Here is a 15,498-nt window from a genome sequence, read left to right on the forward strand (position 1 = left end):
TGGGCAGCATGGCAGACCGAGAGCGGGCCGGTGATCGCGGGGGTGCGGTGGAGGGCCCGGCGCCCCTTCTTCCATCCGGTCATCCCCTCCCTGAATCCGGGCACTCCCTGCTCGAATCCGTGGGCTTTGACGAGCGGGGGCTGGTGCCCGTGGTGGTCCAGGATGCGGAGCGGGGCGACGTGCTGATGCTGGCCTATGCCAGCCGCGAGGCCCTGGCCCGCACCCTGGCCGAGGGCCGTGCCTGGTTCTTCAGCCGGTCCCGGCAGCGCCTCTGGCGCAAGGGCGAGACGTCGGGCCACACCCTCCGGGTGCGGGAGGTCTGCATCGATTGCGACGGCGACGCCGTCCTCTACCGGGTCGAACCGGCGGGTCCCGCCTGCCACACCGGGGAGCGCAGCTGCTTCTACCGCACGGCCCCCGTCCCGGCGGCCGCCCCGGCCGCCGCCTCGGCTGCTGCTCCGGCGGGTGCCCCGGCCGACGGCGCGGTTTCCCCGGGTGGCCCTGGCGGCCGCGAAACCCCTTCTCCCGCGGGGGCTCCGGCAGCCCCGGCTCCCTCAGGAGCCCCGGCGGCCCCAGCGTCCCCCGCGGCCCCGACAGCCCCCGCACCCACCGCGGGGGCCCAGGCCGCCGCGGCACCGGCTGAGGCCCGCGCCGGAGCGCCGGAGGGGTCCATCGCCCGCGAGCTCTCGCGCCTGGAAGCCGTGATCCGGGAGCGGGTCCGGGAGCGGCCGGCGGGATCCTACACCACCCAACTGCTGGAGGCCGGGCTGCCCCGCATCCTGCAGAAGGTCGGCGAGGAAGCCGTGGAGACGGTGGTGGCCGGCGGGCACCAGGACGGCCGCCGCCTGGTGGAAGAGGCGGCCGATCTCCTCTACCACCTGACGGTCCTCCTGGTGGTGCGGGACGCGGGCTGGAATGCCGTGGCCGCGGAGCTGGGCCGCCGGGCCGCGGCCCGGTGAGCGCCGGGCGAGGGTCGCCGGCCCGCGACGTCGGGCCGGGGCCGGGGTCCACGGCGATCGAGCCCGAGCCGGACCGGGGTCGCCTTCCGCGGGCCGCCGCCGCGGGCCTTGGCAGGCTGCAGGCCCGGCGGTTGCGGAATGGGCCGTCGCAGGCCCGGTCACCGCAGGACCGGCGGTCCGAGAACATCAATCCCCAACCGCGTTCCCGGGGTCGGCGCCGGGCCGCGGCGGGCGAGCAGCCTGGCGCAGGGCAGGCGCAGCGGGTCGCCTACCCGCGGATCAGGTTCCGCAGCACGAACCCCACGTTGGCCGGCCGCTCGGCCAGGCGGCGGACGAAGTACCCGTACCAGTCCCGCCCGTAGGGGATGTAGACCCGCATCCGGTAGCCCCGGTCCCGCACCTGCCGCTGCAGCTGGGGCCGGATACCGTAGAGCATCTGGAACTCGAACCGGTCGCGGGGGATCCCCCGCTGCTCGATGAACTGCAGCAGGTCCTCGATCAGGACGTCGTCGTGGGTGGCGATGGCGGCGTAGTCGCCCCGCTCCAGGTGCCGCTGCACCAGCTGCCGGTAGTTGCGGTCCACGTCGGCCTTGTCGGGATAGGCCACCGACGCCGGCTCGTTGTACGCCCCTTTGACGAAGCGGATGTTGGGGTGCAGATCGGCCAGCTCTTCCAGGTCCCTGGCCGAGCGGTAGAGGTAGGCCTGCAGCACGATCCCCACGTCCCGGGTCCCGAAGGTCTCGCGCAGGCGGCGGTACAGCCGGAGGGTCTTCTCGGTGTAGGGGGAGTCCTCCATCTCGATGCGGACGAACCGGCCCGCCGCCGCCGTCTGCTCCAGGATGCGGCGGCAGTTGGCATAGGCGAGCTCCTCGTCCACCTCGAGGCCCATCTGGCTGGGCTTGATGGAGATGTAGGCGTCGATTCCGCGTTCTTCCAGCGCGGCCAGCAGCCTCAGGTACTCCTCCACCGCCTCGGCGGCAGCTTCCGCCCGGGTCACGTGCTCGCCGAGGAACTGGATGGCCAGCGGAAACCCTTCCTGGTTCAGCTGGCGGGCCACGGTCAGGGCGGAATCCAGGTCTTCCCCCGCGACGAACCGGGACGCGCCCAGGCGCATGCCGTAGCGGGTGACGAAGCGGGTCACGGCGGGGTTCCCCGCCACGGAGAAGATCAGCTGGCGGCTCCAGTGGGGTTCGGCCACAGCGATACGCCTCCGGCTTCGTGGGATGGGTGGTGGATGGCCCCCGCCGCCTGCTCCGGCCCGGCGGCGGCCGCCCGGGGCCGGGGGCCTGTCCGGGGCTCACCAAGGCGATTGTACGCCTTTTTGCGCCGGCGATTAACGGTTCCCCTGCAGCCAGCCGGAAGCCATTCAGCCGGATTGGAGGCGGCCGGGTACGGTCCAGCACGGCCGGGCGCGGCTCGCTGCGGCCGGCCGCGGCCCGGCACGGCGGAGCGCGGCCCGCTGCGGCCGGGCGGCTAGGCCCCCAGGTCGCCGCCCAGCAGCACCTCTTCGATCAGCCGCGCCACCCCATCCTCGGCGTTGGACGCGGTGACCCGGCCGGCACACTCCCGAACCGCGGGATCCGCGTTGCCCATGGCAACCCCCAGCCCGGCCCAGCGCAGCATCTCGCAATCGTTGTCGTTGTCCCCCACGGCCACCACCTGCTCCCGGTCGATGCCAAGGCGGGCCGCCAGCCGCTGCAGCCCGGCGGCCTTGTGGGTGCCCGGCGGCAAGAGGTCGAAGCTGCCGGGTCCGGAGTGGGTCAGCCGCAGGACCTGACCGTAACGCTGGAGGATCCGCTCCTCCAGAGGGCGCAGGACCGCCCGCTGCCCCAAGACCGAGATCTTGACGGGCGGCTCAGTAGCCCGGGCGACGAACCGGGCCAGCTCGGCCCCGGGATGGACGACCACGTACCGGCGCAGCACCCAGTAGTGCCGCAGGTAGGGTACGGCCAGGGACCGGATCAGCGTTCCCACCGGCGGGCGCCGGCTGCTGGCCAGGAACTGGGGAAACTGGACCACCACCGGGCAGCCCGCCGCCACCAGCTCGGCGGTGACCGCCTCGGCCAGGTCGCGCGGAAACGGCTGTACGTCCAGGACCGTCCACGGGCCCCGGCGCGGCAGCCCGGCACCGGCAGCCGCCGCCCCGGCCTCGGCCGCCGCGGTTCCGGTCTCTGCCGGTACGGTGCCGGACGTGCTGCCGGCGGTGCCGCCGTCTCCGGGATCGCCCAGGGTCGCCAGGACGGCCCCGTCGCTTACCACCAGCGGCCCCTCGAGCCCCAGCTGCCGCGCATAAACCCACGCCGAGGGAAGAACCCGGCCCGTGGCCAGCACCACCCGGATGCCCGCCGCCCGGGCGCGGGCCACTGCCCGGCGGACACGCGGCGTGATGAGCCCCCGGGGATCCAGGACCGTGCCGTCCAGGTCAAGGGCCAGCAGCCGGTACCGCCGCCCGGGGCCGCCGGGCGGGCTAGTCACGGCCCGCGCCCCCGCGGTTCCGCCCCTCGCTGCCGGGCCATGCCCCGGACCCGCCGCCTCCCACCCCGGCAGGTACCAGCTCGGGATCCAGCCCGGCGGCGGCTTCGCGGTCGAGGAACCAGGTGACCCGGGGATGGCGCTGCAGGGCCGAAGCCGGTACGGCGGGATCCAGGGGCCCCTGGATGGCCCGTTCCACCGCCGGGGCCTTGGCAGCCCCGGCGGCCAGGACGAAGATCTCCTTGCCTTCCAGGATGGTGGCGATGCCCACGGTGAGGGCCTGGGGAGGAACCGCCTCGGGGTCACCCCCGAAATCGGGGGCGTTGGCCCGCCGGGTATCGGCGGTCAGGGTCACCACCCGGGTGCGGGAGGTGAAAGGCGAGCCGGGCTCGTTGAAGCCGATGTGGCCGTTGCGCCCGATCCCCAGGACCACCAGGTCCAGGCCTGCCGCTGCCAGGGCCTGCTCGTACCGGGCGCACTCCGACCCGGGATCGGCGGCCCGGCCGTTCAGGCTGTCCACGGCCGGGGCCGGGTTCAGGTGCCGCAGCAGGTGTTCCGCCATGTAACGGCGGAAGGAGCCGGGATCCTCAGGGCCCAGTCCCAGATACTCGTCCAGGAGGAAGACCTGCGCCCGGTCCCAGCGCAGCCCTTCGTGGCGGGTGATCTCGACCAGGCGGCGGTACATGCCCAGGGGAGTATGCCCTGTAGGCAGGAGCATGCGCAGGCTGGGCCGAGCGGCCAGCCTGCGGGCAACGGCCTCCGCCGCGGCCGCGCTCATGGCTTCGTAGGACTCGGCGATGCGGATGCGGGGTGGCATGGTCAACCCTCCAGAAGGCGTCCCACCCGGACCGGCCCGCCAGGGCTGCCGGTGCCGGCCAGGGGGCTCGAACCGCTCCCCCGGCACCGGGCGGTCACCGGACGGGTGCCGTCCGGCCCGGCAGCCCGTTCACTGTACCGCCAGGGCGCGGTTGATGAGGTCTGCGACCACCAGGGGCCGCTCCGGCGTGTGGACGGGTACCCCTTCCACCCAGGTTGCCACGACTCGCCATTGCTCGTCCAGGGCGAAGAGGTCGGCGTCCAGTCCCGGCACGATGGCCCCCTTCCGCTCCCCCACTCCCGCGATGCGCGCCGGCACCGCGGCCGTCATCCGGGCGGCTTCGGGCCAGGGCACCCCCACCTGTTCGACCAGCACCCGCAGGCAGGTGAGCATGGTGGCCGTGCTGCCCGCCAGGGTCCCGTCGGCCAGCCGGCTGGTTCCATCGGGGCGCACTTCCGCCACGAAGGCGCGCAGATCGTAACGCCCGGGCGGCAGCAGGGCGGCTGCCACCGCATCGCTGATCACCGCCAGCCGGCCGGTCCCCTTCAGCCGCCACAGCAACCGCATGGCGGCCGGGTGCACGTGGACCCCGTCGGCGATGAGCTCGCCGTCGAAGGGCAGGTCCATCACCGCCCCCAGCAGGCCCGGCTCCCGGTGATGGAGGGGCGGCATGGCGTTGAAGATATGGTTGCCCAGGGTGACCCCGGCGTGAAAGGCCGCCACCGCCTCCCCATAGCTGGCCTCGCTGTGGCCGGCGGCCACCACGACGCCCAGCCGGCGCAGGTGCCGGACCAGGTCCAGCGCCCCCGGCAGCTCGGGGGCCAGGGTGACCCGCCGCACCGTTCCCCGGGCCCGGTCCAGAAGGAGCTGCAACCGGCCGGCATCGGGCGGGACCATCCACTCGGGGCGCATGGCACCGGGCTTGCGGGGGTTGAGGAAGGGACCCTCCAGGTGAAGGCCCAGGGGCCGCGCCCCCGCGCCCCAGGCCGGGTGGCCGGCCGGGCCGCCCGGGCCTGCCGCACCGGTCGAGCCGGCCGGATCGCCCGCACCGCCCGCGCCACCCGGCCGGCCCGCACCGCCGCCCCCGCCCGTCGAGCCCCCGGCGCCAGCGCCCCTCCCATCACCCGCGTGCCCCGTACCGGCCCAGCCGCTTGGCTCGCCCGGCGCACCACCCCCACCGGGCCCCTCGCCGCCTCCGGCCCATTCCTCCCGGATGAACCCGCCCCAGAAGGCGCAGGCCGCCTCCATCGCGTCCCATTCCGCCGTGGCCAGGGTGGGCCAGTACGCCGTGGTTCCGGTCGCCGCCAGCAGGAGCCCCAGGTGGCGGGCCGCTTCAGGCCGCAGATCGTAGGTGTCCCAGCCGCCCAGGCCGTGGATGTGGAGATCGATCATTCCGGGGAGCAGCCAGGCATCCCCCAGGCGGGTCACCATACCGCCAGCCGCGGCCGGTGGCTCACCCGCGCCCACCTCTACAATCCGCCCCCCGGCAACCCGCACGTAACCGTCGAGGATGCCCCCGGGCACCACGATGCGACGGCTCCGAAGGGTAAACCCTTCCGCTGCTTCCCGGAGAGGATGCGTCATGTCCATGCTGGCCATCGCTTCCTTTCCTGCACCTGGACCCAGGCTGGTCCTGGTCAAGGCTGTTCCGGTTCACCCCCGGCCGCCGCGGGGAGGACCTCGGCCGCCGCGGGAGGCCGAATCAACTCCGTTTCATAGCGGTAGCGATCCCCCCGGTACCAGGAACGGACCAGTTCGACCGGACGGCCCGTGGTGTCAAAACTCACCCGCGTGAGCAGCAGCAGGGCGCTCCCTTCCCGCACCTGGAGCCAGCGGGCCTGTTCGGCCGTGGCCACGGCGGCTTCGATGGTCTGCCGGGCCTGTTGCAGGACAATGCCCACGCGGTCGAAACGCTCGTACAGGGATAAGGCGGTCGCTCGCTGCCCCCGGAACCGCTCGCGGACATGCTCGGCCAGGTCGGGCAGGAGCCGGTAGGGAACCTGCACATGCTCGATGGAAAGAGGTTCGCCGTTGGCATAGCGCACGCGGCGCAGGGAGGTGACCCGCCGGTCCACCGCCAGCGCCAGCTGGGCGGCCACGGCATCGTCGGCCTCGACCACCGCCACGGACAGCAGGCGGGACGAAGGTTCAAGCCCCCGCCGGCGCATGTCTTCCGAGAAGCTGGTCAGGAACTGCAGCCCCAGGGGAATCTTGGGTTCGGCAACGAAACTTCCCCGCCCCTGCTCCCGGCGAATCACCCCTTCCCACGCCAACTGGTCCAAGGCGTGACGCACCGTCATACGGCTCGCGCCAAACTGCTCGGCCAGCTCGCGCTCGGAGGGGATCCGGTCGCCGGGGCGGAGGTGCCCCTCCCGGATCCGCCGCCGCAGGAACTCCATGATCTCGATGTAGAGGGTGGCCCGCCCACGGTGTCCCCGCATTACGGGAGATCCCTCCCCCTTCAGCTCGACCCAGACGCTGCTTCGTCCAATACCCTGCGGACGAACCCGCCGTGTTCGTCCAGGCGGCGGCGCGCACCCTCGGCGTCCAGACCCGTGGCGCCCATCACGATGGCCACCTTGACCTGGTTTCCCGACCGGGCCAGGAGGTCGGCCGCCGTCGAGGCATCGCATCCCAGCACGCGCATGATGATCCGGCGTGCGCGTTCCACCAGCTTCTCATTGGTCGGCCGCAGGTCCACCATGAGGTTGCCATAGCATTTGCCGAGCCGCACCATGGCCGCCGTGCTGAGCATGTTGAGCACCATTTTCTGAGCGGTACCGGCCTTCATTCGGGTCGAACCGGCCAGCACCTCCGGTCCCACCACCACCTCGATGGCCAGGTCGGCCACGCCGCCCATGGCGGAACCAGGGTTGCAGGTGACGGCCACGGTGAAGGCACCGGCCTCCCGGGCGGCCTGCAAGGCGCCCAGGCAGTAGGGCGTACGCCCGCTGGCCGACAGGGCCACGACCACGTCGCCAGCCCGAACGCCCCGCGCCCTGATGTCTTGCCGGCCGGCTTCGCTGTCGTCTTCAGCCCCTTCCACCGCTCGCGTCAGGGCCTGGGGCCCTCCGGCAATGATGCCCTGAACCATCTCGGGGTCGGTGCCGAAGGTGGGCGGGCATTCGGCAGCATCGAGCACGCCCAGGCGGCCACTGGTTCCCGCGCCGACGTAGAACAGGCGATTCCCGCGGCGCAGCGCCGCCGCGATGCGTTCCACCGCCTCCGCAATCACGTCCAGGTGCTGGGCCACAGCGGGCGCAACCTTGTGATCCTCTTCATTGATCAACCGGCAGATCTCCCGTGCATCCAGGATATCCAGCCTGGCCGTGGCCGGGTTGGGCTGTTCCGTAACCAGCCGGGACAGGTCGACTCGGCCTGCTGGAGACGGCACGTCCGGCTTCCGAGCCCCGCTTTGCTGGTGCTGCCCCTCCATGTTGTTGCCCCCTTCGTAGCCCTTCCCCAATAGCCCTTGCTCACGGCCCGCCCTTCCGCAGCCATCGCATCTGCTGGCGCTCCCTCCCCCACCGCCCGGGTAGCCCGCTGGGTCACCTGGTCGGCGGGAGCGCTGGGCTCTCGCACCTTCCGTTCCTGTACCAGCGCCTGTTCCCCAGGATCGAACATCGAGGCCGGCCGCCCGCTGCGGCCGGCCTCGTGCCAGTTCGGAAAGGCGGTTTGCGGGAGGTCGGCAGGGCCGGTGCCCGCCTCATCGCCGCCGGCGCACCGGTTGACACGGTCAGTCCGCGGTGAAGGCGAAGGTCCGGCTGTTCTGGGCCAGGCTCTCGTCGAAGCCCATGACGTACGCGATGGCAAAGCCGGCGGCGTACGAGATCAGGATGCCCAGCAGGTAAAGGACCGGGCTGGTCACCAGGAATGCCAGCAGCACACCCGATACGCCCAGGGCCAGGGCACCGATCTTGGTGACGGCGATGAAGGCACCGCCCACTGCGCCGCCCAGACAGGCGGCGATGAACGGCCGGCCCAGCGGCAGCGTGACACCATAGATCAGCGGCTCGCCGATGCCCAGGATGCCCACCGGCAGCGCACTGAGGATGATCTGCCGCAACTCCCGATCCCGCGTTTTCACATAGACGGCCAGCGAGGCACCCACCTGGCCTGCGCCGGCCATGGCCAGGATCGGCAGCAGCGGCGTATTGCCCAGGGAATTGATCAGTTCCACGTGAATGGGGACGGTACCCTGATGGATGCCCAGCATCACCATAGGCAGGAAGGTTCCCGCCAGCACCGCGCCCACCAGGGGGCCGCCCACGTCCAGAAGCGCCTTCACGCCAGTAGCAATCCAGTTGGACGCGTAGAAGCCGATCGGCTGGACGACGAACAGGATGACGGCACCGCCAACCAGCACCGTGATGAAGGGCGTCGCCATGACGCTGATGGTGTCCGGCATGCGGCGGTTCACCGTCTTGTACAGCCATCCGAGAAAGGCGCCCGCGATCAGAGCCCCGATGATGCCGCCACGGCCGGGGGCCATGTTGGGAATGTTCTGCAAGCTGGGAGCGATCAGAAGCATGCCGGCCAGCGCGCCGATGGCCCCGGGGCCTCCGTACTCCCGCGCCGCGTTCATCCCGACCAGAATGTGCATGAAGCCAAGAAACGTACCGCCAAGAACCTGCAGTACGGCCAGAAGGGGCACTCCGGCGACGGTGGTCTGGTCCGTGATCCACCCGATGCGAACGAAGAAGTTGGTGAGGCCGATGATGAGGCCGCTACCGATGATGGCAGGCAGCAGAGGAAGAAAGATGTTGGCGATCTTCTTGAGGAAGCCACGCACACCGGGGGATGCTGCCTTCTGCTCGATGGTGCTCTGGGTTCGCGCCGGAGCCTGCGCCGGGCCGCCCTGCCCGGACTTCAGCTCGCTGGCAACCGCTGCGGTGACCCGCTCGGCCAGCCCAGGACCAAAGATGATCTGCAACTGGCTGCCGGTCCGCACGACGCCCTTGACGCCGCTGATCTTCTTGAGCTGGTTCTGGTCGACGGAGCCGGCATCGACCAATTCCAGGCGCAGGCGCGTCATGCAGTGTTCCGCCGACCGGACGTTACCCCGGCCCACCACGTCCAGTATGCTCCGCGCGATGGATTCCTCCTGGGCCACGCGGACGCACCCCCTTCGCGGGATGTCTCGCCCCATCCCGGCCGTTGCCACCGGCCAGGACTGGGCATAATGTATATACCACTTGGGCGTCTTGTTTCCTGCTCCCCGTTGCTCGATCACCTGCCATCCCGCATACCTCCGGCGGGCTGTAGCCCGTGTTCCCGGCAGTTGGAGCTCCCTGACAAGGCGGGAGGCGGGCTCCCTGCCCGCCCCCCTGTATCGCCGGACTCTACCGGTACCGGCCGTTACCGCGGAGGCCATATAGCAAATACTGGTCCCTCAGGACGCGGAACCCTGCCAGCTCGTCTTGCCATCCCGCGACGATGGCATCGGGGCTTTGCCCGGCATCTACCGCCGTCCTGACCTGGGTGGAGCCCGTCAAGCGGTCGATCCAGAGGTCGGATCGCCACTGAAAGCGGTCACCGTACAGGCGTTTCGTTTCAACGATGATGGTGATGGCCGTGCGAATTGGGTCAAACTGGTCCCGGTCCGTCACGTATAACTGGATTCCACCGATGGTTCGGCCGGCATATTTGCTGAACGTGGGCGCGAAATACGCCTCACGAAAGCGCACGCCGGGCAGCTTGGCATGAGCGAGACGCTGACCGAGTCGCCAGTCGATGTACGGCGCACCGATTAGCTCAAATGGGCGGGTCGTCCCCCTTCCCTCCGACAGGTTCGTGCCCTCCATAAGCCCCATTCCGATGTAGGCCATGGCGGTGTCGACAGTCGGCATATTAGGCGACGGCATCACCCAGGGCAGGCCGGTTTCCTCATAGTACATGTCGCGGAACCAGCCCTGCATGGGAATCACCGTTAGCTGGGCTCGCCGGCCCCCGGTGCGATCAGGAACAAAGCGGTCGTTGAATAGAAGGGCCAGTTCCCCCACGGTCATCCCGTGCCGCTGGGCTATGGGGTAGCGACCGACGAAACTGCTGTATTCGGGGTGAAGCACGGGTCCTTCCGCCTGGATTCCACCCGTGGGGTTGGGTCGGTCTAGAACGATGAACTCTGTTCCGGTAAGCGCGGCAGCTTCAAGGGCGTCGGCCATGGTCCAGATGTACGTGTAGTAGCGGGTGCCGACATCCTGTATATCGAACAGGACCACCTCTACGCCGGTGTTCTGGAACAACTGGGCTATGGCATCGCGGTTCTTTCCGTAGAGGTCGTACACTGGCACCCCCGTGCGCTCGTCAACGTAACTCCCTTCTGATCCGCCGGCCTGGGCCGAACCACGAAAACCATGCTCGGGTCCGAATATGGCCACCAGGTGGACGCCCTCGGCGGTGGCCAGAGCGTCCACCCCATGCCGCAGGTCGGGCAGAACACCAGTAGGATTTGTTATGATCCCGACGCGTTTCCCACGGATCAGGTCTAGGCGGTCTGTAAGCAGGACTTCAAGGCCCGTACGCACCCGGCGCCGGGCAGCGACATGCCGCTGCTCAAGGACGAGAACGGTGAACAACTGGGCGAGCAAGGCCAGGATTGTCACTCCCGCCAGTATGGCCGTAACGGCCCGCCACCGCCAGCGTTGCGCACCGATCGCCACAATCAACACCCCTTTCAAGGTGCCGGATACCTGAGTCCTGCCCCATAGGGGAACAGGCCGGGAATGGTCACCGGTAGCAGGCCGGAGGGGTTCACCTCGCCCACCAGCACGCGAGCCAGTGCCACCAGGGAAACGGGCTGGTAACCGTAGGTCACCAAATAACCGGCTGTGGGAGGCAACACGGCGGCGTCATAAGGATTCCGGGTAGCGGCCACCACAACCGGCTGGTTCGTCCCCGCCAGCCGCTCCACCAGTTGGCGTTGACCGGGATAGGAATTGGCGTTGTACGTGGTGACCACCACCACGTCGGCATCGCCCGCCCGGCGTACCGCTTCATCCCTCTCGGCGGCCGTGGGGTTCAGTCCTGTAACCAGTGTTGTGACCCCCAACCCCCTGGACTGCAACTCCCGGGCCAGGAACATGGGTCCAGCCGTCTGGGGCCCCACCACGAGAACACGGGAACCAGCCTGCAGGGGCAGGACATTGCCCGTATTCCGCAGCAGGGTGATGCTTCCGTCGGCGATCCGCTGGGAGACGGCCCGGTGGTCAGCCCGTCCCAGGACGGTCAGGTCATCCCTGCCGGGCAACTCCCATTCGAATAACCCCCGCCGCATCTTCAGTTCGAGGATGCGGGCAACCGACTGATCGATCCGCCGTTCGGAGATTTCGCCGCGGCGGACAGCGTCCAGAACGGCCTCATAGGCCAGGGCCACGTCGGGAGGCATCAGCAAGATGTCGGCTCCCGCCTTGATTGCCTCCACAGGAATTCGCTCGGGCGGCAACACCTGGGCGCCCTGCATCCCTAATGCGTCGGTGATGATCACACCGTCAAAGCCCAGCTCCTCCCGGAGCAGGCCCGTTAGGATCGGACGCGACAAGGTTGCCGGTAATCCCGAGTCATCCAGCGCCGGAACCACGATGTGCGCTGTCATCACCGCATCGACACCTGCAGCGACGGCAGCTTTGAACGGGGCCAGATCAACCCGGTCGAGGGTTGCGCGGTCATGGTGGATGATCGGCAAACCATAGTGGGAATCGACATTGGTGTCCCCGTGTCCCGGGAAATGCTTCACCGTGGCGATCACGCCCTCGTCCTGGTAGCCGAGGACCTGCGCCACTCCCAGGTCCGCCACGAGTTCGGGATCCTCGCCAAAAGAGCGTACCCCAATGACCGGGTTGGACGGATTGACGTTGACGTCAAGGACCGGCGCCAGGTTCATATTGATTCCCAGCGCCCGCAGTTCCCGAGCGGTCATGCGAGCGGCCTGATGAGCCAGTTGCGGGGAGCGCGCCGCACCCAGGGCCATGTTGCCGGGGAACTCGGTTGCTGGCTGCCGCACCCGAGCAACGATGCCCCCTTCCTGGTCGGTCGCGATGAGAAGAGGAATGGGTATCCGCTGTTTCCGTGCAATCTCCTGCAACCCGTTGGACAGGTCCTGCACCTGCTGGGGGTCAAGAGGGACGCCGATGTTCCCGTTCCAGTTGAAGTAGATGAACCCGCCCACGTGATAACGTTCGATCGCTTCGGCAAAGTTGCGGACGCCACGCCCGGACGCAAGGTTTTCATCTTCATATGCGGGATCGGTGGGAGTCCGGCCGTAGACGTCGATCATGAACATCTGGCCCACCTTTTCCTCCAGCGTCATGTGGGCGAGAAAACGCTGGATCCACCCGCGGCGCACCTCGTCATCTTGCCACCCGTTACCTGAAACATCGTCATCTGTTTCAGGCAGTCGATCCTCACGGATCGACGGTGCCGGTCTTACCCGGCAATGAGCGGGAGCCGGCTTCCCGCTTCCTCCGGGATCGCCTGCCTTGTGGCAGGTCTTCCATCCCGTCCACGGGCGTTTAACGTCTCCGGGCCACTCCCGGCGACGGCGGCCACCAGGGCCGCGAGATTTCGGGCCGCGTTTTCGTCCCGGTCGAGCACGAGCCCGCATTCCTCGCAGCAGAAAATGCGCTGCGAAAGCGGTAGCGACGCCTTCACCGCGCTGCACCGCGAGCAACGCTTGCTGCTGGGATAGAACAGCGGCGCTTCGACGAGGACCGCCCCGTGCCAAAAGCATTTGTATTCGAGCTGGCGGCGGATCTCCGCCAGGGCCGCATCGGCCAGCGCCCGGGCCAGCCGGCGGTTCTTCAGCATGCCCGCCACATGCAGATTCTCGACCACCACCACGCCGTAGGTGGTGGCGAGATCGTGGGTCAGCTTGTGGATGGCGTCCCGCCGGATGTGGGCCGCCCGGGCGTAGGCCCGCTGCAGCCGGCACAGCGCCTCCTGCCACCGTCGGCTTCCCCGCTGGCGCCGGGCCAGGGCGCGGTTGGATCGGGCGATCTTTCGGAGGGCTTTTTCAAGGGACCGGGGGTTCGGCCACTTCTCGCCCGTCGAAAGGACCGCCAGGTACTTCACCCCCGCGTCCACGCCCACCACCCGCCAGGGGAACCGAGGGCGGCCCGGTTGCCGCTCCACCTCGCAGGTGAAGCTGACGAACCACCGCCCGCCTTCCCGGGCGACCGTGGCGGAGAGGATGCGGGCCGCCCCCACTTCGATGCGCCGGAGCAGGGCCGTGGTCGGCTCGTGGGTCTTCACCCGCCCGATCCGGGGCAGGACGACGTGGCTCTTGTCGTCCACCCGGATCGCGCCGGTGGTGAACCGCACCGACTCACGCCCCCGCCCCTTCTTCCGAAAGCGCGGGAAGCCAACCCGGCGGCCCTTGCGTTCACCCTTGCGGCTCTTCGACCAGTTCTGAAGGGCCCGGGCCAGCCCTCCAGGCCGGAGGAGTAGGCTTCCTTCGAGTTCTCCCGCCACCAGGGGGCGACGACGTGCTTTTGCCGGTTCCACTCCCGCCGCAATGCCGGAAGCGTCCACGGCACCGCCACATCCTCGCCCCGGGTGCGGGCTTCCAAGCGCTCCTTCACCAGGGCCAGGCCCCAGTTGAAGGCGAAGCGGCGGGCGCCCACGTGGGAGGCCAGCGCCCGTTCCTGGCGGGGTGTGGGGTCGAGGGCGAAGCGGTACGCCTGCAAAACACGCATGGGGGAGCCCCCCAAAATCATCCAAGGACAGCGTATCAGAACATCTGTTCTTAGACAACGAGCCGACCGAGGAGGGGAGGGGATGCTAAGATTTGATGACGTTGGGCGAGAAACGATAAGAAACGCACTAGCTGTTCTCAGCCCCTCTTGGGTACACCGGCCCAGCCGGCATCCGTGAAACCTGCCGCCCGAGTGGGAACCCCGGTGTGCGTGCTAATCGAAAACTTGACCACCGTGCTAACCTAATTGTTGACCACCCCGGTGTCGGATTCAGAGGTTCGTCAGTGTGAGACTCCCTCCTTCCGCAACCGCTGCTGGCTTTCGCGGAACCGGTAGGACTCGCCGTTGAACAGCAGCACATGGGACCGGTGGGTGAGCCGGTCGAGCAAGGCCGAGGTCAGGGTGGCGTCGCCAAAGACCTCGACCCAGCGCGAGAACTCGAGGTTGGTCGTGATGAGCAGGCTGCCACGCTCGTAGCGGTGGGCGCAGAACTGAAACAGCAGCGGCCCCGCGGGGCCCAGGCCGAGGTACCCCAGTTCATCGAGAATCACGAGGTCGAAGCGATCCCACCCCTTGAGGGCCTTGGGCAGCCTGGCCTCGTTGTGGGCCTGCAGCAGCTCCTGCCCCAGGGCGACGGCCGTGGTGAATCGCACCCGCCAGCCGGCATGGATGGCGGCCACCCCGAGGGCGATGGCCGTGTGGGTCTTCCCCGTTCCCGTCGGGCCCAGGCAGACCACGTTCTCTTGAGCCTTGACGAAGCTCCGGTCCGCCAGCTGGAGCACCCGGGCCTTGGGCAGGTCGGGAAGGGCCGTGAAGTCGAAAGACTCCAGCGTTTTCAGGGCGGGAAACCGGGCCATCCCCAACCGGCGGCTCAAGCGGCTCTGGCGCCGTGACTCGACTTCGGCCGTGAGGCAGGCGGCCAGGTAGGCCAGGTGGTCCTGGCCGCTCTGAGCGGCGTCCCGGGCCAGTTCGCGGTAGGCTTTGCGGAGCCCCGGCAGCCGTAACTCCCGGGCATAGAGGTCGATGAGCGCTTCCTGGGTCGCCTTCGCGGCATTCATCGGCGATTCCCTCCCAGCAGGGCGTCATAACAGGCCGGATCGGAAGCCCGGACCCGAAGGGCGGCGAACCGGTCCGGAACGGGCACCGGCTCGGGGACCGGACGGGCCAGACGGTTGAGGATCAGCTGGCGAACGGCTTGCGGCTCCAGCAGCCCCTGGGAGGCGGCCTGCTCCAAAGCCTCGGTGATCACCTCAGCCGGGAACTCCCGGTGCAGGAGCAGGATCTGGGCGAACTCACGGTACCCATCGGGACGTCGGCTGCACAGGACGCGCTGGACCTGGGCATACACCGGGGGCAACTTGGGCACAACGGCCAGGTGGGTTGCGGCCCGCGGCTTGCGGGCCAGGGCCGGAAGGTAGTGAGCGAGTTCCAGGCACGTCTCGCCACGGCCGTAAGCCCGCGGATGGGTCGCCACCAGCCGCTCGCCGTCGGTGACCTCAATCCGGTCCGTATAGGCCCACAGGGTCAGCGTGCGGCCCACCCACTCGCAAGGCACGAA

General features: G+C 69.3%; 13 protein-coding genes and 1 pseudogene. 1 reads left to right on the forward strand and 13 read right to left on the reverse strand.

Annotated features, from left to right (window positions below; genetic code table 11):
• Positions 1–8 precede the first annotated feature (8 nt).
• Positions 9–959, forward strand: a complete 951-nt coding sequence (hisI, locus tag THESUDRAFT_RS14550) for a phosphoribosyl-AMP cyclohydrolase (RefSeq protein ID WP_006904242.1) — start codon at positions 9–11, stop codon at positions 957–959.
• Between the two features lie 268 nt (positions 960–1,227).
• On the opposite strand, the gene THESUDRAFT_RS07905 is transcribed toward hisI, so the two are convergent.
• The 13 genes and pseudogenes from THESUDRAFT_RS07905 to THESUDRAFT_RS14565 all read right to left on the reverse strand — a co-directional run bounded on the left by THESUDRAFT_RS07905 (position 1,228) and on the right by THESUDRAFT_RS14565 (position 15,495).
• The gene (locus THESUDRAFT_RS07905; protein ID WP_006904243.1) at positions 1,228–2,157 is read right to left on the reverse strand and encodes a proline dehydrogenase family protein; all 930 of its coding nucleotides are present in this window, start codon (positions 2,155–2,157) and stop codon (positions 1,228–1,230) included.
• Between the two features lie 275 nt (positions 2,158–2,432).
• Positions 2,433–3,434 carry an HAD-IIB family hydrolase gene (locus tag THESUDRAFT_RS13735; protein ID WP_006904244.1) on the reverse strand — a complete coding sequence of 334 codons (1,002 nt, stop codon included), beginning with the start codon at positions 3,432–3,434 and terminating at the stop codon, positions 2,433–2,435.
• Positions 3,427–4,248 (reverse strand): glucosamine-6-phosphate deaminase, encoded by an 822-nt coding sequence (locus tag THESUDRAFT_RS07915; protein WP_006904245.1) that lies wholly within the window; start codon positions 4,246–4,248, stop codon positions 3,427–3,429. Before THESUDRAFT_RS07915 ends, THESUDRAFT_RS13735 begins: the two co-directional genes overlap by 8 nt.
• Positions 4,249–4,377: 129 nt before the next feature.
• Positions 4,378–5,847: an N-acetylglucosamine-6-phosphate deacetylase gene (nagA, locus tag THESUDRAFT_RS14555; RefSeq protein WP_006904246.1), complete on the reverse strand. Its 1,470-nt coding sequence runs from the start codon at positions 5,845–5,847 to the stop codon at positions 4,378–4,380.
• A 38-nt stretch (positions 5,848–5,885) separates the two neighbouring features.
• Positions 5,886–6,689 carry a GntR family transcriptional regulator gene (locus THESUDRAFT_RS07925; RefSeq protein WP_006904247.1) on the reverse strand — a complete coding sequence of 268 codons (804 nt, stop codon included), beginning with the start codon at positions 6,687–6,689 and terminating at the stop codon, positions 5,886–5,888.
• A 20-nt stretch (positions 6,690–6,709) separates the two neighbouring features.
• Complete coding sequence (gene murQ / locus THESUDRAFT_RS07930) at positions 6,710–7,684, reverse strand: N-acetylmuramic acid 6-phosphate etherase (protein ID WP_006904248.1); 975 nt, start codon at positions 7,682–7,684, stop codon at positions 6,710–6,712.
• Positions 7,685–7,984: 300 nt separating this feature from the next.
• Positions 7,985–9,361: a PTS transporter subunit EIIC gene (locus tag THESUDRAFT_RS07935; protein WP_006904249.1), complete on the reverse strand. Its 1,377-nt coding sequence runs from the start codon at positions 9,359–9,361 to the stop codon at positions 7,985–7,987.
• A 229-nt stretch (positions 9,362–9,590) separates the two neighbouring features.
• The gene (locus tag THESUDRAFT_RS07940; RefSeq protein ID WP_207635423.1) at positions 9,591–10,910 is read right to left on the reverse strand and encodes an exo-beta-N-acetylmuramidase NamZ family protein; all 1,320 of its coding nucleotides are present in this window, start codon (positions 10,908–10,910) and stop codon (positions 9,591–9,593) included.
• 14 nt (positions 10,911–10,924) lie between these two features.
• Positions 10,925–12,592 carry a glycoside hydrolase family 3 protein gene (locus THESUDRAFT_RS07945; RefSeq protein WP_207635424.1) on the reverse strand — a complete coding sequence of 556 codons (1,668 nt, stop codon included), beginning with the start codon at positions 12,590–12,592 and terminating at the stop codon, positions 10,925–10,927.
• A gap of 80 nt (positions 12,593–12,672) precedes the next feature.
• The gene (gene tnpB, locus THESUDRAFT_RS07950; RefSeq protein ID WP_006904252.1) at positions 12,673–13,776 is read right to left on the reverse strand and encodes an IS607 family element RNA-guided endonuclease TnpB; all 1,104 of its coding nucleotides are present in this window, start codon (positions 13,774–13,776) and stop codon (positions 12,673–12,675) included.
• Between the two features lie 86 nt (positions 13,777–13,862).
• Positions 13,863–13,961: pseudogene (locus THESUDRAFT_RS14560) on the reverse strand (helix-turn-helix domain-containing protein); the annotation flags it as partial.
• Between the two features lie 260 nt (positions 13,962–14,221).
• Complete coding sequence (istB, locus tag THESUDRAFT_RS07955; protein WP_006904253.1) at positions 14,222–14,998, reverse strand: IS21-like element helper ATPase IstB; 777 nt, start codon at positions 14,996–14,998, stop codon at positions 14,222–14,224.
• On the reverse strand, positions 14,995–15,495 hold the full coding sequence (locus THESUDRAFT_RS14565; RefSeq protein WP_242823286.1) for a Mu transposase domain-containing protein: 501 nt from the start codon (positions 15,493–15,495) through the stop codon (positions 14,995–14,997). The genes istB and THESUDRAFT_RS14565 overlap by 4 nt, the downstream gene beginning before the upstream one ends.
• Positions 15,496–15,498: the final 3 nt, after the last annotated feature.

The sequence above is a fragment of the Thermaerobacter subterraneus DSM 13965 genome, assembly GCF_000183545.2.
Classification (GTDB): Bacteria; Bacillota; Sulfobacillia; order Thermaerobacterales; family Thermaerobacteraceae; genus Thermaerobacter; species Thermaerobacter subterraneus.

Coding starts and splice junctions, on each gene's coding strand:
- murQ (WP_006904248.1), bottom strand. CDS start 7,684: ATGGAGGGGCAGCACCAGCAAAGCGGGGCTCGGAAGCCGGACGTGCCG.
- THESUDRAFT_RS07925 (WP_006904247.1), bottom strand. CDS start 6,689: ATGCGGGGACACCGTGGGCGGGCCACCCTCTACATCGAGATCATGGAG.
- hisI (WP_006904242.1), top strand. CDS start 9: ATGGCAGACCGAGAGCGGGCCGGTGATCGCGGGGGTGCGGTGGAGGGC.
- nagA (WP_006904246.1), bottom strand. CDS start 5,847: ATGGCCAGCATGGACATGACGCATCCTCTCCGGGAAGCAGCGGAAGGG.
- THESUDRAFT_RS07915 (WP_006904245.1), bottom strand. CDS start 4,248: ATGCCACCCCGCATCCGCATCGCCGAGTCCTACGAAGCCATGAGCGCG.
- istB (WP_006904253.1), bottom strand. CDS start 14,998: ATGAATGCCGCGAAGGCGACCCAGGAAGCGCTCATCGACCTCTATGCC.